Below are 22,147 nucleotides of genomic sequence, written 5' to 3' on the forward strand. Positions count from 1 at the left end.
CTACTTGATTTTATTTTTTATAAGTATCTCTATAAGCTCTTCGAAAGACATTCCATATGAATATGCTGATTGAGGCAAATCACTTAATTTTGTAAGACCAGGTATAGTATTTACTTCAAGAATATAATAATTTTCACCTTTCACTATTGCATCAATCCTTGCAAAATCCTTTAATTTCATTAACCTGAATATTTTTTGAAAATCTTTTTTTATTTTTTTTTCCAATTCAAATGGTATTTTTGCAGGAATTTCAAATTCGGTCATACCTTCTGTATATTTAGCCTCATAATCGTAAAATTCTTTTTTTGGCTTTATTTCAAGTATTGGTAATACTATAACTTCTTTATTTTTTTCTATTATACTAACAGATATTTCTTTTCCTTTTATAAATTCCTGAATCAACATTTCTTTATATTCCTGTAATTCATGTTCAAGAAATTTTTTATATTCTTTATAATTGTGACAAACATGTATGCCCAAGCTGGATCCGCTTCTTCTTGGTTTTATAATCAAAGGAAAATCAAAAGGCGGTTTAATAAATTTCTTCGTTGATATATAAGCCGGAACAGAAAAATCCTTCTCAATAAATCGCATAAAAGATAATTTATCAAATGTATTTTCAGAAACTTTTGAATTGGAACCTATAAATTTAACCTTTAATTCCTCTAATATCTTTTGCAATGTTCCATCTTCGCCTTCATAACCATGAACCACATTAAATACAAGATCTATGTATTTATATTCTCTTAAAAATTTATCAAAATCATATTTTAAATCATATTTTGATACCATATATCCCAGATTTTTTAACGCTTTTTCAACATTTTTAGCGCTTAATATTGAAATTTCTCTTTCATTTGAATTACCGCCATATATTAATCCTATATTATAATTCATTCAACTCACTCTCTTTAAAAAATTTCTTTTCATCAGGACAATATAACATTTCCTCTTTGTTTTTTTTCTTATAAAACAAAGGGCCATTACATGAAGGACATCTATAATCTGAAGGTTCGTCCCAGAACATTTCACCACATTCAGAACATTTGAAATATATTTTCCCCTTTTTACTCTTTAATTTATGAACTTTACTACCACATTTTGGACATTTGCCCCTGGCGGGCAATGGAGCTGTATATTTACAATCTGGATAATTTGAGCAGGCTATAAATTTACCAAAACGTCCACTTTTTATTATCAGGTCTCCACCACATTCAGGACATTTATCACCCGTTTTTTCTTCTTTTCCTTTTTCAGGAAGAATATTATCCTCGGATAAATATACATTATTATCAATAGTTACGCCCAATACACCTTTAGGAAGGCCTTTATTTTCACCACATTCTGGACATTTTAAAAATAAACCATATCTTCCAAATTGAAGTTCCATTTCCACATTACACTTAGAACATTTTATATTGGATTTATAATAAAAATCTAGAGATTTTTCTTTCATTTTCTGTTCTGTTGTATTTAAAAATTTTTCAAAATCCTTATAAAATTCGCTTAAAATACTTTTCCAGTTTGTTTCTCCAATTTCAATTTTATCTAATTTTTCTTCCATATGTGCTGTGAATTTAACATCAACAATATCAGGAAAATTTTTTTCAAGCAAATCTGAAACTATAAACCCAACAAGCGTGGGTATCAAATTACTTTTTTCCTTTACTACATATTTTCTATTTAACAGTGTCGTTATTATAGTAGCATAAGTTGAAGGTCTTCCTATTCCTTTTGATTCCATTTCTTTCACTAAAGATGCCTCTGTATACCTTGATGGGGGTTTTGTTTCATCTTTTTCTGTTTTCAATTCTATATTTTTTAATTCTCCGCTTTTAGGTAATTCGTATTCTTTTTCACCTGTAGAAGAAGACCAGAATTTTTCAAATCCATCGAATTTTCTTTTCCTTCCTATAACTTCAAAAGTATATTTTTTCGATGCATCCATAATAGTATATATCTTTTCTGTATATACCGATTGAGCTGATTGCGAAGCTATAAACCTATTCCATATTAGTGTATATAATTTTAAATTATCACCGGAAATTAACTTTTTCGCTTTTGCAGGATCTATATAAACATCTGTTGGTCTTATCGCTTCATGTGCATCTTGAATCTTTTTCTTTGATTTTTTCACCTTAAAATGCCCCGTATATTCTTTGCCATAATTCTCGTTTAAATAATTAAAAGCTTTTTTTTGTGCTTCTTCCGATATTCTAGTTGAATCTGTACGCATGTATGTAATAAATGCAAGTGGTCCATCAGCAGTTTCTATACCTTCATATAACTTCTGAGCTATTTGCATGGTTTTTTTCGAAGACCATCCAAATTTTGATATAGCACTTTGTTGTAACGTACTGGTTATAAATGGTTGCGGAGGATTTCTTTTTGCTTCTTTTTCTTCAACCTTTTCTATATAAAAGTTTGTTTCTTTTAGGTCTTTTAATATTTCATATTTTTTCTTCTCATTAATACTTTCTTTTTTATATTTTTTCCCATTTATCTTCACTAATGGTATATCCTGATCCATATATTTCAAAAAAATTTTATAAAACTCTTTTGGTTTAAATTTAAATATTGCCCTTTCTCTATCAACCAGAATTTTTAGTGCAGCAGATTGAACCCTTCCAGCACTTGTGTTATAATCTTTCAAAATCCTCCATAATATAGGACTTATTTTATACCCAACTATTCTATCAAGTATCCTTCTGGCCAATTGTGCACCGACCTTTTTATCATCTATCTTTTTTGGAGATTTTATTGCTTCCAATATAGTATCTTTTGTAATCTCAGAAAAAACTATTCTATTTTCTTCATCTTCATCTAATCCCAATAAATAACTTAAATGCCAGGCTATAGCTTCACCTTCTCTATCCATATCCGGTGCAAGATACACTTTTTTCCCTTTTGTTACTTTTTTCAACTCTGCTACAACCTTTTCCTTACCTGGCATCAATTCAAATTCTGGTTCGAAATCTTTTTCTATATCAACTCCAAATTTCTTTTGTGGAAGATCTCTTATATGTCCTTTTGAAGCTACAACCTTATAATCGGATCCAAGATATTTTTCTATGGTTTTTGCTTTCGCAGGAGATTCAACTATAACAACATTTTTTATCTTTTTTGGCATTATTTTTCCTCCATATTCGTAATTTTAATTTTTCTTCCCAGGTTTTTATGATATTCAGTCCAATGTTCATTATTAGACTCCTCAATATGACTTCTAACCTGCTCAATTTTTGAACTTAAATTATCTGCAAAATGCAAAATAAATGCTTCCAGTGTTTTTGGAACAATTGGACTACCCCATTCCAATTCTCCATGATGAGATGCTATCATATGAAGAATCTCATCAAGCATTTTCTTTGGAAATTTATTTATTTTCTTTGCATATTCAGAAACCATATTAATCCCTATTGCTATATGTCCTATTAATTCACCTTCATCTGTTTTTTCAATTCCTGTTGGGGTAATCTTATATTCTCTTGTTTTTCCTATATCATGCAATAGTGCTCCTGCTATAAGTATGTCTTTATTTACAATATTTTTGTAATTTTCTGCTATTGAATTACAGAGTTTAGCAACATCTATAGTATGTTCTAATAATCCATGCTTATATGCATGATGAACATTAACTGCTGCAGGCGCGTATGAAAAATCCTTTTCAAAATTCTTATCTTTAATAAAGATATAAGATAATAATTCTTTTATATGAATATTTTTTATATTATTTATAAAATTAATCAATTCATCCTTTAAATGTTGCACATTTTGAGTAGAAGTTTTTATGAATTTCTCCGAATTTATTTCAGAATCTTTTAAAATATATATACTATAATTTTTCTCCAGATTTAGCTGAAGCCTATTTTCAAAAACTACTATTTTACCTTTTATTCTTATAATATTACCTATATTAATTTTTTCCGAATTTTCTCTTGCATTAAACCAATCAATAGCTCTTAGTCTCCCGGTTTTATCAGTTATTGTAAAAAGCAGAAATTCTTTTCCATCTTTAGTTGTTTGTAGTCTTTTGCTTAAAACTTTACCTTCTATCTCATAAGTTTCATTTGGTTTTAAATCCGATATATATATATCATTTATTAAATCATCAGATAATTGGCCTTTTTCTCTTAATAAATCTCCAAGATTCATACCACCATTTTTCATATTATTCCTCCTCTATATAAATGCGTGGAACCCTTTTAGTTATTTTTGACGTTATATCATAATTTATTGTTCCAGCTAATCTTGCTAGATCTTCTGCATATAGAAAACTTTTTTCTTGCTCTCCTATTAATACAACCTCTTCACCCAATTTTACTTTTTCAATCTGTGTAGTTTCAACTACAAACTGATCCATACAAACTCTTCCTATTATATTACATTTTTTTCCTTGAATCAATACATAACCTTTATTCGATAATTGTCTAAAATATCCATCGGCATACCCAACAGGTATAGTTGCTATAGGAATATTCTGTTTTGAAAAATATGTTCTGCCATAACTTACACTTTCATTCTTCTTTAAAATCCCCACTCTTGCAACAACACTTTTCCATTGCAAAACAGGCTTTAATTTTTTTTCTTTTTTTATATCTGATGGTTGAAGACCATATGTTGCTATTCCAGGTCTTACATAATCCAGTGCGTATTCTGGGAAAAATAATGCTCCTGCTGAATTACAAATATGCTTTATAGGGATATCGATATTTGAATTTTCAATATGACTAACAATATTTACAAATTTATCATATTGTTCTTTAACAAAATCGTCCAGATTATCCGCTGTCGCAAAGTGTGAATATATTCCATGAATATTTATATTATATTCCTTTATTAATGTGATTATATCTTCCATTTCTTCTTCGCTTATCCCCATTCTATTCATTCCTGTATTTATATTTATATGAAATTTTATATTTTTTATTTCTTTCCCAAAATAATCTATAAGTTCTTTTAATTGCTTCAAAGAACCTATTGTATAAATATACCCTTCTATATTTTCTTTTATATATTCAGGTGAAACATAATTAAAAACAAGTGTTTCTATATCTATACCGCTTTTTTTTATTTTAATTCCTTCTCCTAAAAAAGCTACCGCAATTAATTTAATTCCCATATCATAAACAACTTTTGATAATTTCACAGCACCATGTCCATAAGCATCTGCCTTTAAAACAGGAATAACAGATGTCTTTACTTTTTCTTTAATCAGCTCTATATTATGAATATAGTTTTTAATATTTATTTCCACAAAAGTTTTTCTATCAAACATGTTTGCACCTCCGGTGTTATACACTTACAGCAATATACACGCTGCTGCGAGCTTTTGGATTAAAAAATTAATTTTTTAATTATCCCACAATTTATATAAAGCTATATAATAATAATGTATAAATATTAAAAAAAAGTTACAAGGAAAATGCCTACATATTTAATATCTAACAAGTGTTATAATTATCCTGGAATATATTTAATTTCATTTTTGAGGAGGTTGATTATGAGAAAAGATTTATATAACTGGAAATATCAAAAAGTAGGTGAAAAGGTTATAGAGAATCTAAAACGCAAAAAACACGATGCTTATCTCGTTGAAAAAAAAGAGGATGTAGTTCCATTATTAAATACCATAATGAAAGAAAATTCTAAAGTTGCTGTTGGAGGAAGTTTAACTTTAAACGAGTGTAATGTTCTTAAATTTCTAAGAAGTGGAAAATTCAATTTTCTGGACAGATATAATGCGTCAAAAGATGAATTAGAAAATATCTATTTTGAAATGTTTAAAGCAGATTACTTTTTATGCAGCGCTAATGCGATTACAGAAGATGGAAAAATTGTACAATTAGATGGGAATGGAACAAGAGTGGCTCCAATGATTTTTGGCCCAAAATATGTAATAATTATAGCAGGAATGAATAAAATAGTTCCAGATTTAGACAGTGCCAATAAGAGAATAGAATACATTTCTCCGATGAATTCAAAAAGATTGAACTTCGATACCCCATGTACATATACGGGAAAATGCGATGATTGTATGTCTCCACAAAGAATTTGTGTTCATAGGGTTATAGTTGAAAGTGGAGTAAGACATCCCGGGAGATTTAAAATCATTCTGGTAAAAGAAGATTTAGGATTATAATTAATATTATAGAAAAGACATTTTAATATATTAAGACTATAATTATTTCGCATACGAAATATTCGTATGCGAAATAATTTTTGATGAGGTGATATTTTGAGTAAATCATATGAAATTATAGTTTTAATCAAAGAATTAAAAGAAGATTTAAAAAAATACGTATCTGAACAATTTAAAGATATTGGTTTAACGTCTTCACAATGGATGTTAATGGGAGTTTTAATGAAAAATGGAAATATGAAAATTACTGATTTGAGTAGAAGACTCGGATTATCAAACAGCACGGTATCCGGAATAATTGACCGTCTAGAAAAACAGGGATATGTGACAAGAAAAAGAGATGAAAAAGATAAAAGAAAAGTTTTTATTGAAATTACAGATAAGTTTAAAAAAACAACCCAAAAAAGTCATATTGACATTCAAAAGAAAGTAGAAGAAAAGCTGAGTAAGATTTCTGACAAAGAAATAAATAAAATTATAGAGGGGCTCAAATTACTAAAAAAGATTTTTCAGGGAGAGTGAGATCATGTTGAAAATAATGAAATATTTAAAACCATATGCACTATTTTTGATAATAGCAATTGTATTGCTATACGTTCAGGCGATTACAAACTTAGCTTTACCTGATTATATGTCTAAAATAGTTAATGTAGGTATTCAACAAAGTGGTGTAGAAGACACCATTCCGAAAGTTATTAGGAGCAGTGAAATGAAAAAATTATTTTTATTTATGACAACAGAAGAAAAAAACAAAATATTGGATAGTTATACATATATAAAAAAAGGAGATAGTAAATACACATATCCTGTTTTAAAAAAGGAAAGCGTATACATTTTAGTAAAAAATCCACAAAAGGATCTGGAAAATATATTTAAAAAAGCTTTTTTAGCTGTAAATGCTATTGAAAAGGGTGAAACAGAAGGTTTAAAAATAAATACTAAAAGCAAATTGGATATATTTAAACTATTAATTTTTGTTCCACAACAGCAAAGATTAGATTTTTCAAATAACATATACAAAAAATTCGAACTAATGGGCGACGAAATGATAAAGCAGTCATTAATCATGGCAATAAAAAATGAGTATGAAAAAGTCGGAATTGATCTTTATACATATCAAAAAAATTATATATTTAAAGCAGGAGTTATTATGCTTTTAATAACATTAATAGGGGCATTATCAGCTATAGCCGTTGGTTTTTTTGCATCAAAGACTGCAGGAGGATTGGCACGGGATTTAAGAGAGAAATTATTTACAAAGGTTGAATACTTTGCAGGTGAAGAATTTGATAAATTCTCAACAGCTTCTTTAATCACAAGAACAACTAATGATATAACCCAGATACAAAATGTCATGGTAATACTAATAAGAATTATGTTTTATGCTCCAATTTTGAGCATAGGAGCAATATTCAAAGCTATAGACAAAAGTCCTTCTTTATCCTGGACAATAGCTTTAGCAGTTATTATATTACTTGGAATTATAGGAAGCATCTTTACACTTGCAGTACCAAAATTTAAATTGATTCAAAAATTGGTGGATAAATTAAATCTTGTATCGAGGGAAAATCTGACAGGTATGATGGTTATCAGGGCATTTAATACAGATAATAGAGAAAAGGAAAGATTCGATGAAATTAACATTGATCTGACAAAAACACAATTATTTGTTGGAAGATTAATGGCATTTTTAATGCCGTCAATGATTTTTGTGATGAATGGGGTCGTGTTATTGATAATGTGGTTTGGAGCTCACCAGATTAATCAATTTAATTTACAGGTTGGAGATATGATGGCATTTATGCAATATGCAATACAGGTTATATTTTCATTTTTAATGATGTCAATGATTTTTATATTTTTGCCAAGAGCTTCGGTTTCAGCAAATCGTGTGGCAGAAGTATTGAATACAAAACCAACTATAACAGATCCAAAAAATCCAAAAACATTAACGGAAAATATTAAAGGTATCGTAGAATTTAAAAATGTATATTTTAAATATCCCGGTGGAGATTATGCTTTAAAAAATATTAATTTTAAAGCACTTCCAGGAAGAACTACCGCAATTATTGGCTCAACTGGTTCCGGAAAATCCACATTGGTAAATTTAATACCTAGATTTTATGATGTTGATAAAGGGCAGATTTTAATAGATGGAATAGATGTAAGAGAATTAACACAGAATGAATTAAGAAAATATATAGGCTATGTACCTCAAAATACAACGCTATTTAGTGGAACTATTGAATCAAACATAAAATATGGAAATGAAAATTTGACAGATGAAGAAATGGAAAAAGTTGCAGATGTATCAGAGTCTCTAGAGTTTATTAATAAGCTACCAAAACGATTTAAAGAAGAAGTTTCTCAAGAAGGTAAGAATTTTTCTGGTGGTCAAAAACAACGATTATCAATAGCACGTGCTTTAGCTAAAAAACCGTATATATATATTTTTGATGATAGTTTTTCAGCACTTGATTTCAAAACAGATTTATCTATTAGAAAAAAACTAAAATCATATACCAAAAATAGCACAGTAATAATAGTAGCCCAAAGAATTTCAACCATTATCAATGCAGATCAAATTATAGTTCTCGATGAAGGTGAAATCGTTGGTATAGGAACACATAAAGAACTTATGAAAACCTGTGATGTATATAGAGAAATAGCATATTCTCAGTTATCCGAGGAGGAATTGGCATGAGTAAAGATACTTTAAAAAGACCTGGACCAGGTAGAGGTGGTCCTATGATGAGAGGCCCTGTTGAAAAAGCCAAAGATTTTAAAGGCACAATGAAGAGATTAATAAAATACCTTTCACCATATAAAATACCTTTAATAACATCCATTTTTTTTGCAATGATCAGTGCAATTTTTTCAATAGTGGGCCCAAAAATCATGGGAAAGGTTACAACAAAAATTTTCGAAGGTATAGTTGGAAAGATAATGGGAAATTCCCAGGGAATAGATTTTTCATATATTGGAAAAGTATTGGGAATATTATTGGGAATTTATCTTTTTAGTGCATTATTTGGTTATATACAGGGATGGTTAATGACCGGAATTTCAATGAAAGTTACATATAAATTAAGAAAACAAATAATGGATAAAATACATAAAATGCCATTAAAATATTTTGATGGAACCAATCATGGAGAAATTCTTTCGAGAATTACAAATGATGTTGATACTGTAAGTAATACATTAAATCAAAGTCTATCTCAAATAATAATGTCTTTAACAACCGTTCTTGGAGTTTTAGTAATGATGCTATCAATTAGCTGGCAAATGACACTCGTAACCATTATTATATTACCAATTTCAGGCTTTTTAATGATGTTCATTATCAAACATTCTCAAAAATATTTTAAAAAAAGGCAGGAGTTTTTAGGACATGTGAATGGACATGTTGAAGAGATGTATGGCGGTCATGTTATTGTTAAAGCATTTAATGGTGAGAAAAAAAGTATTGAAAAGTTTATCCATTTAAATAATCAACTATATAAGACTGAATGGAAATCACAATTTTTGTCAAGCATTATGATGCCGCTTATGAACTTTGTTGGAAATCTTGGATATGTTGTCGTAGCAGTTATGGGTGGCTGGTTTGCAGCAAAGAGAATTATTGAAGTTGGTGATATCCAAGCATTTATACAATATGTAAGGTCATTCACACAGCCAATTGCACAGATTGCAAATATTTCAAATGTATTTCAACAAACAGCTGCTGCCGCAGAAAGAGTTTTTGAATTTTTAGATGAAGAAGAAGAAATTGAAGATAAGGATACGCCAATGATCAATATTAAGGGTAAAGTTGAATTTAAAAATGTAAAATTTGGATACACTCCAAATAAAATAGTTATAAAGAATTTCTCTGAAATAATATATCCCGGACAAACTGTTGCAATTGTCGGTCCAACAGGTGCAGGAAAAACTACATTGGTAAAGTTATTAATGAGATTTTATGATGTTAATGATGGAGAGATTTTAATAGATGATCATAATATAAAAAATTTCAAAAGAAGAGATTTAAGAAAAATCTTTGGAATGGTTTTGCAGGATACATGGCTCTTTAACGGAACCATAATGGAAAACATAAGATACGGTAGACTTGATGCATCTGATGAAGAAGTCATTGAAGCAGCTAAAATGGCTCATGTTGATAGTTTTGTTCATGCATTACCAGACGGATACAACATGGTTATAAATGAGGAAATGAATAATCTATCCCAGGGGGAAAAACAATTAATTACGATAGCCCGCGCATTTTTAGCAAACCCAAAAATATTAATTTTAGATGAAGCTACAAGTTCTGTAGATACAAGAACAGAATTAAAAGTACAGCAGGCTATGGAACGATTGATGGAAAATAGAACAAGTTTTGTTATTGCACACAGATTATCAACAATAAAAAAAGCAGATCTAATTATTGTAATGAATGAAGGGGATATAATTGAACAGGGAACACATGAAGAATTACTAAAGAAAAATGGATTTTATGCAAATATGTATAATTCACAATTTGAAGTTGTAGAGAATTTTTAAATGAAAAAATAAGCTGTTTTACTTTTTGGACATGGTAATTTTATAATTATATAAGTTAATATATTTAAACTTTTGTTTTTTTGAGCATATATGATATAATTTTTTAAAAAAAGATATGAGGTGTATTATGAGAAAATATGATGATTATCATAAAAGTGTAATGGTAGAAGAAGTATTAAAGTTTTTAATAACAAAGGACGATGGTATATATGTAGATTGTACAGCCGGTGAAGGCGGTCATATTAAAGCTATCTATGAAAAAACAAATGGGAAGGCAAAAATAATAGCAGTGGATGTGGATTATGAGGTTCTTGAAATAGCTGAAGACAGAATAAAAGAAATAACAAATAAAATAGAATTTTTCAAAGCTTCGTATAAAGACATAGATATTGTTTTACATGGACTCGGCATAAAGAAAGTAGATGGTTTTTTAATGGATTTAGGTGTTTCAACATTTCAATTAAAGGGGGAGAATCGCGGATTCACATTTATGAAGAATGAACCACTCGATATGAGAATGGATCCCGATTCAGATTTTACCGCATGGACAGTTATAAATGAATATCCCGAAGAAGAATTATCAAAAATTATTTTTGAATATGGCGAGGAGTTTAAATTTGCAAGAAGAATAGCAAGATATATAGTTAATTCGAGGCCAATTAACACTACTTTTGAACTTGTTGAGGTTATAAAAAAAGCGTTGCCTCCAAAGGAAAGATACCGTCGAAAAAGGCATTTTGCAACTAGAACTTTTCAGGCCATCAGAATAGAAGTTAATAGGGAATTCGATAATATTAGAACTGCTCTTGAAAAATTCCCTGAATTTTTAAATACTGGAGGAAGAATTTGTATCATTTCTTTTCATTCACTGGAAGATAAAATAGTTAAAAATTTTTTTAGAAGCAATGAAAAACTTAAACTTTTGACTAAAAAACCTATTTTACCAACAGACGAAGAAATAAAGTCTAACCCCAGAGCAAGGAGTGCTCGCATTAGGGTGGCCGAACGGATTTGAAAGGGGGCTAAACTATGGAAAAACGCCTGAAGTTTTTTCCAGCAATTAATCAACGAACAGTAAAGCAGATAAAAAGCATTTCTGTTTCATTTGTTGTTATTTCATTTTTAGTAATATTAATGATAGGGTTTATCATTGCCACATTAAATTTTGGTAATAGGATACAAACCTTAAAAAATAATGTATCCAGCATGAATTCGAGAATTTTGGATTATCATACGAAAATTCAAACTGTAAACACCGAATTAGAATTTTATAAACAAGCCCTTATCATAATGGAGGAAGAATAATTTTGTGCTACGTAGCCGTTTAACTTTACTCATTATAGTATTTCTATATATCTTTTTAATTTCCTATGTTTTATTTTTAAAACCTTATAATTTAAATGAAAATTACAAAATAAATGAAAGTAGCAAAAAATTAGCGACCTTACTAGATAAGGAAGGTCGTATTATTGCTGTTGACAGAACTATTTATGAGGTATGGCTGGACTTAAAAACTATAAGAAAAAGAAATAAATTAGAAAAATTAAAACCTCAACTGAAACGTTTTTTAAATGAAAATGACTTTAACAAATCTTTTATATTACTTGGAAAATTTGAAGATATATTAGAACTAAAGACATATATCCCGGGCAACATTTTAAAATATTCAAGAATATATAAAACCTATGAAAGAAATTACAATTCTTCATATGATTTGAGAAAAAATATTGGTGAAATTGGGAAAACTGAATATGGCATAGAACCGTATCTATATAAAAAAGGGCTGTTAAGCACACAAAATATTCAATTATCTCTGGATCTGAAAATGCAAAAAATTGCTTATGAAGAACTTTCAAAAATGATTACAGAGCAAAATGCCGAAGGTGGAACTGTAATAATAATGGAAACTCAAACTGGAAAAATCAGAGCAGTGGTTTCACATTATCCGTGGAATATGGCGTTTATGGGATATATTGAACCAGGATCCACCATGAAACCAATAATTTATTCCATTGCCCTTGAAGAAGGATTGATCTCTCCATATCAAAAATTCACATTATCTCCATCCATTTCACCTGTAGATGGAGTTAATTTTACAATAAGCGAAGTCGAAGGACATTCTTTTAATAGTATTGATGTAAAGGATGCAATTGCTTATTCATCTAATGTTGCAGCTGTTAAAGTTATGAAAACCATAAGGGAAAATTTTTCCAATGAATGGTTATATAATAAACTTGATCAAATGGGTTTTGGGAAAAAAACAGGTATAGAATTTAGCAAAGAAATTAATGGGGTTTTTACCAAACCTGATAATTGGTATAAAATTACACCTTATCAAATTGCAATTGGTCAGGGTATTGGAGTTACACCTATACAATTAGTCTCAATATTTAACATTTTTGCAAATAATGGAAAATATGTAAAACCAACATTTTTAGAAAAAAATAAATCAAAAAGTTTTCAGGTTTTTTCTCCTGAAATTGCGAATTTAATGAAAGATTGGTTAAGATATACTATGCTTAAAGGTACTGCCAGAAAAGCTTATAAACCTGGTGTTTTGATTGCCGGTAAAACAGGAACTGCGCAAAAAGCTATATCTGGAAAAGGTTATTCAGATAAATATTATTCACTATTTGTTGGATTCTTCCCTGCATCAAAACCCAAATATACTATTGTTTCTATTATTGATGATCCTAAAAAGGAATATTACGGTGGTGAAGTTGCTGCCCCTGTAGCAACAAATATTTTTTATAGATTAGAAGATTTTAAATATTCAAACAAATTCCAAATAGTTGAAAATTATCTTCCAAATCTAAAAAACATGACACTAACAGAAGCTTTGTTTATTTTAAAAACTCTTGGTATTAATGAAAAAAAAGTGATATTATATGGAAATGGCAATTATGTTGTAAGACAAATTCCTGATATTTCTTATAATATAAAAGACATTGATTTTGTAATATTATACTTAGGAGATGAAAAAAATGAAAAAAATACTGATATTCGGTGATTCTAAGATAAAAAAAGATATGGCATTAAAAAAATTCTATAATATTGAGATTTCAAATATAAGCATTACTCCTGATTCACCTTCTCCTATTGATGAAATAAAAAATAACGTTTTATCTAATTCTTTGTTTGGAGATAAAAAAAATGTTATTATAAAAGATTTTAATAAGTTTAATAAAAAAAATCAAAAAGAAATTTTAGATATTATAAACAACATATATTCTGAAAGTATAGAAAATCTTATTATATTAAATAATACAAAAATAAAAGCAGATTTTGAGGAATTTATAGAATGTTCATTACCAAAACCCTGGGAAGATGAAAAATGGCGAAAATATATAAAAGATATTGTTAGTTTTTTTGGAAAAAAAATTGAGGAAAATGCTATTTCGTACATTTTAGAAACATATGGCAATGATGACAATTATTTATTCGAAGAATTAAAGAAAGCTGCCATATATTCTGATGAAGTTATAACATTAAATGATATAAAAGAAATCGGCACTACACATATAAATATTAATTTTGAAGAATTTTCATATTTGTTATCTTCCAAAAGAAAAGAAGAAGTATTAAAAATGGCGAAAGATTTTTTATCTTCTCCAGATTTTAATATTATTTCTTTATTAGGTTATTTGTTTAAATACTTTTTTGACCTATATCGTGTTATAATTAATGTAGAACTAAAGAAAAAGTTTAATTGGCCAGAAGTGCAAAAAGTTTCTCAATTAACAAACGTTTCAAAAATGCGCGTGAAAAAATTTTTGGGTGTAAAATTCAAAAATGAAAAGATATTTTATGCCAATCATACTCTTTTTTACAAAAAAAAAGATATTATGAATATTATTATAAAACTTGAAGAATATGATCGTATGGCTAAAACTGGTGAAAAGGGCGATTTAATATTGTTGGATTTAATATATTATATTTGTGGGTGATAATATGAGTCTGGGTAAAAGTATATATGAATTAACAAATTTATTTACTATTTATCGCTGGAATAATAGACCAGCATTGCTGCGATTTACAGAAGCGGATAATGTTTTTCACAGTTTAATTTTAAACTTAATATCCCTTGAGTATTTAAATAAAAAGGGATATAATTTGTCTATTTCTTCTAATATTAAAGCAAAAATATTTAAAGAACTCCCAAAAATTATTCTATCTGATGTTTCATTAGATACCAAAAAAAGGATATTAGAAAAAGATGAAAATATGTGGAAAATGGTTCTGAAAAAAAGTTATGATGAATTGAAAGAAAACAAAATTGTTCAATTTTTCGAATCTGATTATGACATAAAATTCAAAAAATATACTCAATTCATTGATTTAATGGTTTCATTAAAAGAAATGGAAATTAACAGTAGAATATTTCCAGAATATTTTGAAGGTCCAAAGCAGGAAACTGAAAAGAATTTGAGGAAATTGAGATTAAATTTGGAACATATAAATGAATTGGAAAGTATATTAAATTATGTATTGAAAACCTCAACACGATTAACTACCATGTATAGATGGAATAAAAACCACAGAAATGTAAAAAGCTCTGTTTCATCTCATACTTTCATGGTGGTATCTACCGCAATTATATTTTATTATTTGAATAATAGGAATAATGATAAATTATTAGATGAAATAATTATTGCAAGTATTTTGCACGATTTTCCAGAAGCATTTACTGGCGATGTCATAACTCCAACTAAAAAAAAGGTAAAAGGTCTTGAAAATATTATATCAACAATAGAAGAAGAGATGATAGAAGAATGGTTAAAAAAAGATGAGGATACTATAGCAATATTTGAACAATTTAAAAAGTACATGATAAATCCTTTTGATAATGAATATGGACGATATGTTAGAGCTTCTGATCTTTTTAATGCCATGCTTGAATGTGCCATTGAAATAAAATCCGGAAATTCGCAAATATTATTTCGGGAAGCCTTTTTTAATATGAAAAAGGAATTAAAGCAATTTAATTTTGATTTTATATATGAATTAATTGATGAAATTGAAAAATTGACTTTTTTTAACTAAAGCCCCTATAAAATTTTTTAATATAAATTATACGCATTTCATCAAAAAAGGGGGGGTATTATGTTATATTACATAATCATCATACCGTTAATCGCTTTAGGCTTTGCTATGTTTAATTATTATTCGGTTTTAAAACTGGATGAAGGTACAGATAAAATGAAAGAGGTCGCTTTGGCTATCAGAGAGGGTGCAAAAACATTTGTAAATCATGAATATAAAACTATTGGTATATATGTAGTGTTTATCTCTATTCTTCTTATGATTGTAACAGACATAAATGTTGGCATTGCTTTTATTCTTGGTGCATTAATGAGCGGAAGTGCTGGATATATCGGTATGAAAATGGCTACATATGCCAATGTAAGGGTTTCAAACACTGCAAGAACTACTAAAAATATAGGAAAAACACTAAAAGTTGCTTTTCAGGGTGGTAGCGTAATGGGATTGTCTGTTGCTGGATTTGCATTATTGGGGTTAATATTGGTTTATATAATATTTGGTATCTGGCGTGGACAATTAAATAAGGAAAATATAGTTGTAATAAGAAATTGGTTAGGAATAAGTTATATCCCATTCGCTATGACTGTTTCAGGATATGCTCTTGGCTGTTCCATCATTGCAATGTTTGATAGAGTCGGTGGTGGGATTTATACCAAAGCTGCTGACATGGGAGCTGATTTAGTAGGAAAAACAGAATTAAATTTACCAGAAGATGATCCAAGAAATCCCGCAACAATAGCTGATAATGTGGGAGATAACGTGGGAGATATTGCAGGATTAGGAGCTGATTTACTGGAAAGCTATATTGGAGCAATTATCTCTTCTGTTGTTTTAGTATTGTACGCTAGTTTTTTAATATCAAAAGATATTAAAGAAATTTCATATATTACAACGTATAAATTATCAACTTATCCTGTTTTTTTCACAATATTAGGATTGATTGGGGCGATGATAGGAATATTATATGTAATATTTAAAAAGAGTTCTGATAATCCGCATAAGGAACTTAATATTTCGCTATTTTCCTCTGCGGCAATTACTATAATTTTAACCTTTTTTTTAAGCGTCTATTATTTAAAAGATTTACCTCAAGACGAATTAAAATTAATGAATTTCAGATTTGGTGTTTATTCTCCATGGTTATCTGCAATAGTTGGCATTTTTTCCGGTATTATAATAGGTTTATTAGCTGAGTATTATACGAGTGATAAATATAAGCCTACAAAAGAATTAGCAAAATTTGCCAAAGGCGGACCTGCTATTGTAATATCAAAAGGTATGGCGTTGGGAATGAAAAGTGTTTTATATCCTGTTTTTATGTTAATGTTTGGAATCTTAATTGCAGATTATTTTTCCGGTTTATACGGTGTAGCTATGGCAGCAATGGGAATGCTTTCGTTTGTTGCTGCAACGGTTTCTGTTGATTCGTATGGACCGGTTGCAGATAATGCTGGTGGTATAAGTGAAATGGCAAAATTGGATCCTGAAGTAAGAAAAATTACTGACATGCTTGATTCTGTTGGAAATACAACTGCTGCAATTGGTAAAGGTTTTGCCATTGGCTCAGCAGCATTCGCAGCTTTATCATTATTTGCATCCTTTGTTTATTCACAAATAAATCCTTCCATGCAGATTGATTTAAAAAGTTTTTTAAATATAAATCTTTTAAGTCCAAAAACAATAGCTGGAGCATTGTTCGGTGCAGCTTTACCATATTTTTTCAGTGCATATTTAATTGATGCTGTGGTAACTGCCGCAGAAAAAATGGTTGAAGAAATCCGAAGACAATTTAGGGAAATTCCAGGATTAATGGAGGGAAAAAATAAACCAGATTATAATAGATGTATTAAAATAAGTAGTGATGGTGCATTAAAAGAAATGAAAGTTCCAGCTTTAATTGCAGTTTTAACACCTTTAATATCTGGATTCATTTTTGGAACAGATTTTGTAGGTGGATTATTGGCAGGAACAACTTTTAGTGGTGTTATGCTTGCAATTTTCACTGCAAATTCAGGTGGAGCCTGGGATAATGCAAAAAAATATATTGAAAATGGAAATTTAGAAGGTGAAGGGAAAGGTACGGATGCTCATAACGCTTCAATTGTAGGAGATACTGTAGGAGATCCTTTAAAAGATACCGTAGGACCTTCTCTTGATATTTTGATAAAAATAATGGCCGTTACTTCATTAATCACAGTTTCCATATTTAAAATATATCATTTATTCTAAAGGTTAAATAATTACAAAGTAATTATTTAAAAGTTTTTGATTTTTTATAATAAAAAATATTTAAACCTATACCCGCGGCAGCGTGTAACCCTGCAGGTTAAATAATTACAAAGTAATTATTTAAAAGTTTTTGATTTTTGTTAAAATAAATTCTTTGCATATAGCACACCGCAGGTGTGCTATCTATTGGGAGCGATTATATTGGAAAATTTTAATGTTTTCTTGAGAGAAACATTATTTGGAAAGGATTATTTGAAAATAATAAATAACAAAACTTTCCGTGTAAGAATCACGGAAAGGCTTCTATTTAATTATGATTCATATTTAAATGTATCAAAAGCTTTAGAATCTTTAAATGAATTCGGCTTGATTTTACCGGAAAAAATTGAGTATAATAATGAAAAATACTATATTTATACAGAATATTGGAATGAAGTTCCTATTACTGAAATAAAAATAAGTGAGGAAATTTATTATAATGTTTTATACAGAATTTATGATATCGTCGATAGACTGACACATTCAATGAACTTTATCATTCCATATATTTATATTGAGGATATTTATATCGATGAAACAGATAATATTACTTTAATACCTTCTATTTTTATCCCTAAAGAAAGTCCAAAGATTATCATCAATGAAAAGAACGATGAAAATGGTGTTATAGATGTATTAAAAATTTTAGCAAAAAAATTGTATAATTTAATGAATGTTAAAAATACAAAAATTGAAAAATTTTTAGATGTAATAGAAAAAGAACCCTTTGAATGTGTTCATGATTTATATACATTATTATTGAATTTCTTTAAACATAAAAAACAATTTGAAAGAATAAAAATACCCCATTTTATAGATAGAGAACTTGAGAGAAGAAAAATTTTGAGAGCTCTGGGAAAAAAACATATATTTATTTACGGAAATCAACGAATTGGAAAAACTCGTTTAATTAAATTTATGAATTTCAAATTTAAGGAATTAAATTACACTGTTATCAATGCTCGAAATATAAAAGATATATTTCCTGGATTAAAAATACCTGAAAATATGAATATTTTTTACTTTTTAAATCTTATAGAAAACTTTAAGCAGAAAGAAAAAAACTTCAAATTAATAATAATAGTGGATGACTACCAGGATATTGACATTAAATTTAAAAATTTTATCGAAGAATTAATAAATAAAAGTTTTGATTTTCCATTTTCTTTTATATTGTTATCACATATTCCACCAAAAGTAAAATTTGAAAATACTGAATATATCGAATTAAAGCCTTTTGATAGAAAAAAAACCAGAATATTATTAAAAATAATCCTGTCAACAGATTTTTTAAATAAATATCCGGAAATAATTGATATTATATATAAACTTTCTGATGGATATCCAGGAAATATTTTTCAGATAGTTAAAGATTTATATACCCTTAAAATAATTGAATTTAAAAATGGTGAATACATATTTTATCCAGAAAAAATTAAAAATAAAGAAATAATAGATCTGGCAATAGAAAAAGTTTCCAAAATACCAAAAAATATAAAAAAAGATTTAAAAATTTTATCAACTTTAGGATTTAGATTCAATCAAAAAGATATTGAACATCTGGAAAATTTTTTCCACATGTCTTTTGATAAATCAATATTATATGCTCTTGAAAAAGATATATTATTAAAAGAAAATGATGAATATAGATTTTTTAATTTAATATATCAAAATTTATTTCATGAAACTTTAGAACAAAATGAAAAAGAAAAAATACATATATACTTATCTAAAAAAAACACATTGCTCAAAAAAAAGATATTTCATTTAAAAAACGCAAATAAAGTAAAAAGTGCTATTGCTTTAATTATAAAAGAAATGAAAAAATCTTTATTTAAATGGCAAAATTTAAGTTTTATAGATTATGGATTTAATGAAATAAAAAACATGACAGAAAATATTCCTTTTTCTGCAATTGCTATATATCTTTCTAAAAAATATTTTTTTAATGAATATAGCGAAGACATGAAACAATATATTGAAAAAATCAGCAAAAGTAAAATTTATAATTATATTGCCTATTTATTTTTAAAATTCTCTGATGAAAAAAAATTAAGCGAACTTCTTCTTCAATGGATAAACGATAAAAAAACATCTGATTACAAAAAATCTCTTTTCATATATTTTTATTTAAATTTAAATTTTTCATCTCTTGAAAAAGAAGATTTTTATAATTATTACCTTAAATTTGAAGAAATTTTTTCACAATATACACATTTACCAGGATTTAAAACAATTAAAGGTATGATTTTAAATATGCTCGGAATAAAGACTGAAACTGATTTGCCTGAATTATCTTTAAAATATTATAATGAAGCTTTGACAATATCTTTAGAAACAAATTATAAACGATTAACACAAATAGTATATGTAAATATAGCTATATTGTATGAAGGTCTAAATTCAAATTTATCAGAATATTATAATAAAAAGGTTCTGGAAATATCCAAGGAAATAGGGGATTATCATACATACAATAGAATCCTTATTAATATTGCAAATAATAAATTGTATAAAGGAGATATAAAAGAATTTTTTGAATTGATAAACCGCGCAGAAAATTATTCAAAAATAAATAAAGATTATAACAGTTATATTTTAGCTAATGATATAAAAAATTATTATTTTCTATATGCTAAAGATTATTCAAACCTGAATAGCAATATGAGAAAAATAGAAAACTATATAAAAAATAAAAAATTCTTATCAACAAGCTTAAAACATATAAAAAATAATATTTTTGTTTTAAAAGCCTTTTTTGATAAAAATAAGACATTGTTAAGCAATAAAAAATATAAAGACATAATTTCTAAAAATGAATTTTTTCAAAATTTATACAACCTTATGTTCGAAAAAAATGAAAATCTCATTTATAATTCATGGCTATTTTTCAAAAATAATCCTTTAATATATTTAAAAGAAGAAATGGTTAGTATAACTGCTAAAAAATTAGCCCGTTATTCATTTAACAGCGAATTTGAAAAATGGGTATTAGACTTAATCACAGAATTCAAGGATAAAAAACTGTCTCTAGCCATGTTATATGAAGGGTTAGGATTATTTTACAACGTAAAAAATGAAAAATTCAAATCATTAAAATATTTAAGAAAAGCTCAAAAAATTTATGATGATTTAATGATGAAAAACAAATTTGAAGAGATTAATTCCTATTTAATCAACCATTTTAAAATTCCAACATTTACTTATGAAGAAATCTATTCTTTGAACTCTAAAATAGAAAGGTATCATTATAATAATTTAATTTCAAAGATTCATTCATATGAAAAAATAAACAATTTGATTATAGATTTATTAAAGTCGGATTCTCCAAAATATCTGGTCGATAAAATAGGAGAATATTTAAGAGACAAATATCCTATAAATGAAATATTAATACGTATAATAACCAATGATTATGAAGTGGAATATAACTTTAATTTTAAAAGTGAAAACGAATTAAAAAAAGATCAATTTAACACAAAACCTTTAAGATTATCATATATTTCAGATTATAAAGATTACAAATATCATATTTATCTATCAAATACAAATATTGAACTTTCTCAGAAAGAAGCTGCTGATATACTGGATAATATAATCATCATTGAAGATGTTCTATATTCAATTCTAGATAAGATTACTCATTACGAACACAGCATCGTTGATCCTTTAACTTCTGCATATACAAGAAGATATATGGAAAATAAATTAAAAGAATTATATGGACTATATGAGAGATATAAATTTGATTTTTCGGTTATTTTAATTGATATAGATGATTTTAAAAAAATCAATGACAAATATGGACATCAAAAAGGTGATGAGGTATTAACCGAATTGGTAAATTCTTTAAAGAAAAATTTAAGAGAATTTGATATGGTTTGCCGATACGGTGGAGAAGAATTTTTAATTATTTTACCAAATACCAATATTAATGATGCTGAATTGATTGCAAAAAGACTTATAAAAGATATAAATACTGATTTATTAGAAAAAACCAAACTAAACATCACATGTAGTATAGGGGTTTCATCAATTACCACTACTATTAAAGAACCTAAATTAAAAAATATAATAAAAAATGCTGATGACGCTTTATATAAAGCAAAAAATAGCGGCAAAAATAGAGTAGAGGTTATGAGAGGAGTCTAA

Annotated in this window: 15 protein-coding genes; 11 read left to right on the top strand and 4 right to left on the bottom strand. The window is 27.6% G+C overall.

Translation table 11 applies throughout. The annotated features are described in order from the left end of the window. The 4 genes from XO12_RS06130 to alr are packed head-to-tail and all read right to left on the bottom strand — an operon-like array spanning window position 1 to window position 5,275. The gene (locus tag XO12_RS06130) at window positions 1-897 is read right to left on the bottom strand and encodes a D-alanine--D-alanine ligase (protein ID WP_047265410.1); all 897 of its coding nucleotides are present in this window, start codon (window positions 895-897) and stop codon (window positions 1-3) included. Next, window positions 887-3,130, bottom strand: coding sequence for a type I DNA topoisomerase (gene topA, locus XO12_RS06135; RefSeq protein WP_175419909.1), 2,244 nt, complete (start codon window positions 3,128-3,130; stop codon window positions 887-889). Before topA ends, XO12_RS06130 begins: the two co-directional genes overlap by 11 nt. Next, entirely contained in the window at window positions 3,130-4,167 is a 1,038-nt protein-coding gene (locus XO12_RS06140) for a 3'-5' exoribonuclease YhaM family protein (protein ID WP_052913153.1), read from the bottom strand. The genes topA and XO12_RS06140 overlap by 1 nt, the downstream gene beginning before the upstream one ends. A 1-nt stretch (window position 4,168) precedes the next feature. Further along, window positions 4,169-5,275 (bottom strand): alanine racemase, encoded by a 1,107-nt coding sequence (alr, locus tag XO12_RS06145; RefSeq protein WP_047265412.1) that lies wholly within the window; start codon window positions 5,273-5,275, stop codon window positions 4,169-4,171. Window positions 5,276-5,500: 225 nt separating this feature from the next. Between alr and XO12_RS06150 the strand changes: the two genes are divergently transcribed. From XO12_RS06150 to XO12_RS06200, 11 genes are all read left to right on the top strand, one after another. Continuing rightward, on the top strand, window positions 5,501-6,139 hold the full coding sequence (locus XO12_RS06150; RefSeq protein ID WP_156166122.1) for a lactate utilization protein: 639 nt from the start codon (window positions 5,501-5,503) through the stop codon (window positions 6,137-6,139). Between the two features lie 96 nt (window positions 6,140-6,235). Beyond that, window positions 6,236-6,661: a MarR family winged helix-turn-helix transcriptional regulator gene (locus XO12_RS06155; protein ID WP_047265414.1), complete on the top strand. Its 426-nt coding sequence runs from the start codon at window positions 6,236-6,238 to the stop codon at window positions 6,659-6,661. A 4-nt stretch (window positions 6,662-6,665) separates the two neighbouring features. Then, window positions 6,666-8,843 carry an ABC transporter ATP-binding protein gene (locus XO12_RS06160; RefSeq protein ID WP_175419910.1) on the top strand — a complete coding sequence of 726 codons (2,178 nt, stop codon included), beginning with the start codon at window positions 6,666-6,668 and terminating at the stop codon, window positions 8,841-8,843. Continuing rightward, on the top strand, window positions 8,840-10,684 hold the full coding sequence (locus XO12_RS06165; RefSeq protein ID WP_047265416.1) for an ABC transporter ATP-binding protein: 1,845 nt from the start codon (window positions 8,840-8,842) through the stop codon (window positions 10,682-10,684). Before XO12_RS06160 ends, XO12_RS06165 begins: the two co-directional genes overlap by 4 nt. A 127-nt stretch (window positions 10,685-10,811) precedes the next feature. Further along, a complete protein-coding gene (gene rsmH / locus XO12_RS06170; RefSeq protein ID WP_175419911.1) occupies window positions 10,812-11,699 on the top strand; it encodes a 16S rRNA (cytosine(1402)-N(4))-methyltransferase RsmH in 888 nt (295 codons plus the stop codon). Between the two features lie 14 nt (window positions 11,700-11,713). Next, window positions 11,714-11,989 carry a hypothetical protein gene (locus XO12_RS06175; RefSeq protein ID WP_047265418.1) on the top strand — a complete coding sequence of 92 codons (276 nt, stop codon included), beginning with the start codon at window positions 11,714-11,716 and terminating at the stop codon, window positions 11,987-11,989. 4 nt (window positions 11,990-11,993) lie between these two features. Further along, on the top strand, window positions 11,994-13,694 hold the full coding sequence (locus XO12_RS06180) for a penicillin-binding transpeptidase domain-containing protein (RefSeq protein ID WP_175419912.1): 1,701 nt from the start codon (window positions 11,994-11,996) through the stop codon (window positions 13,692-13,694). Continuing rightward, window positions 13,669-14,631, top strand: coding sequence for a DNA polymerase III subunit delta (locus tag XO12_RS06185; RefSeq protein WP_047265420.1), 963 nt, complete (start codon window positions 13,669-13,671; stop codon window positions 14,629-14,631). Before XO12_RS06180 ends, XO12_RS06185 begins: the two co-directional genes overlap by 26 nt. Window positions 14,632-14,635: 4 nt before the next feature. Beyond that, window positions 14,636-15,727: an HD family hydrolase gene (locus XO12_RS06190; protein WP_047265421.1), complete on the top strand. Its 1,092-nt coding sequence runs from the start codon at window positions 14,636-14,638 to the stop codon at window positions 15,725-15,727. A 60-nt stretch (window positions 15,728-15,787) separates the two neighbouring features. Continuing rightward, window positions 15,788-17,956, top strand: coding sequence for a sodium-translocating pyrophosphatase (locus XO12_RS06195; RefSeq protein WP_047265422.1), 2,169 nt, complete (start codon window positions 15,788-15,790; stop codon window positions 17,954-17,956). Between the two features lie 201 nt (window positions 17,957-18,157). Continuing rightward, a complete protein-coding gene (locus tag XO12_RS06200; RefSeq protein ID WP_047265423.1) occupies window positions 18,158-22,147 on the top strand; it encodes a diguanylate cyclase in 3,990 nt (1,329 codons plus the stop codon).

It is taken from the genome of Marinitoga sp. 1154 (genome assembly GCF_013363285.1).
Classification (GTDB): domain Bacteria; phylum Thermotogota; class Thermotogae; order Petrotogales; family Petrotogaceae; genus Marinitoga.

What these genes read in the sequence shown, in the direction of transcription:
- XO12_RS06130 (WP_047265410.1), bottom strand. Translation starts at nt 897, where the DNA reads ATGAATTATAATATAGGATTAATATATGGCGGTAATTCAAATGAAAGA.
- topA (WP_175419909.1), bottom strand. Translation starts at nt 3,130, where the DNA reads ATGCCAAAAAAGATAAAAAATGTTGTTATAGTTGAATCTCCTGCGAAA.
- XO12_RS06140 (WP_052913153.1), bottom strand. Translation starts at nt 4,167, where the DNA reads ATGAAAAATGGTGGTATGAATCTTGGAGATTTATTAAGAGAAAAAGGC.
- alr (WP_047265412.1), bottom strand. Translation starts at nt 5,275, where the DNA reads ATGTTTGATAGAAAAACTTTTGTGGAAATAAATATTAAAAACTATATT.
- XO12_RS06150 (WP_156166122.1), top strand. Translation starts at nt 5,501, where the DNA reads ATGAGAAAAGATTTATATAACTGGAAATATCAAAAAGTAGGTGAAAAG.
- XO12_RS06160 (WP_175419910.1), top strand. Translation starts at nt 6,666, where the DNA reads ATGTTGAAAATAATGAAATATTTAAAACCATATGCACTATTTTTGATA.
- XO12_RS06165 (WP_047265416.1), top strand. Translation starts at nt 8,840, where the DNA reads ATGAGTAAAGATACTTTAAAAAGACCTGGACCAGGTAGAGGTGGTCCT.
- rsmH (WP_175419911.1), top strand. Translation starts at nt 10,812, where the DNA reads ATGAGAAAATATGATGATTATCATAAAAGTGTAATGGTAGAAGAAGTA.
- XO12_RS06175 (WP_047265418.1), top strand. Translation starts at nt 11,714, where the DNA reads ATGGAAAAACGCCTGAAGTTTTTTCCAGCAATTAATCAACGAACAGTA.
- XO12_RS06185 (WP_047265420.1), top strand. Translation starts at nt 13,669, where the DNA reads ATGAAAAAAATACTGATATTCGGTGATTCTAAGATAAAAAAAGATATG.
- XO12_RS06190 (WP_047265421.1), top strand. Translation starts at nt 14,636, where the DNA reads ATGAGTCTGGGTAAAAGTATATATGAATTAACAAATTTATTTACTATT.
- XO12_RS06195 (WP_047265422.1), top strand. Translation starts at nt 15,788, where the DNA reads ATGTTATATTACATAATCATCATACCGTTAATCGCTTTAGGCTTTGCT.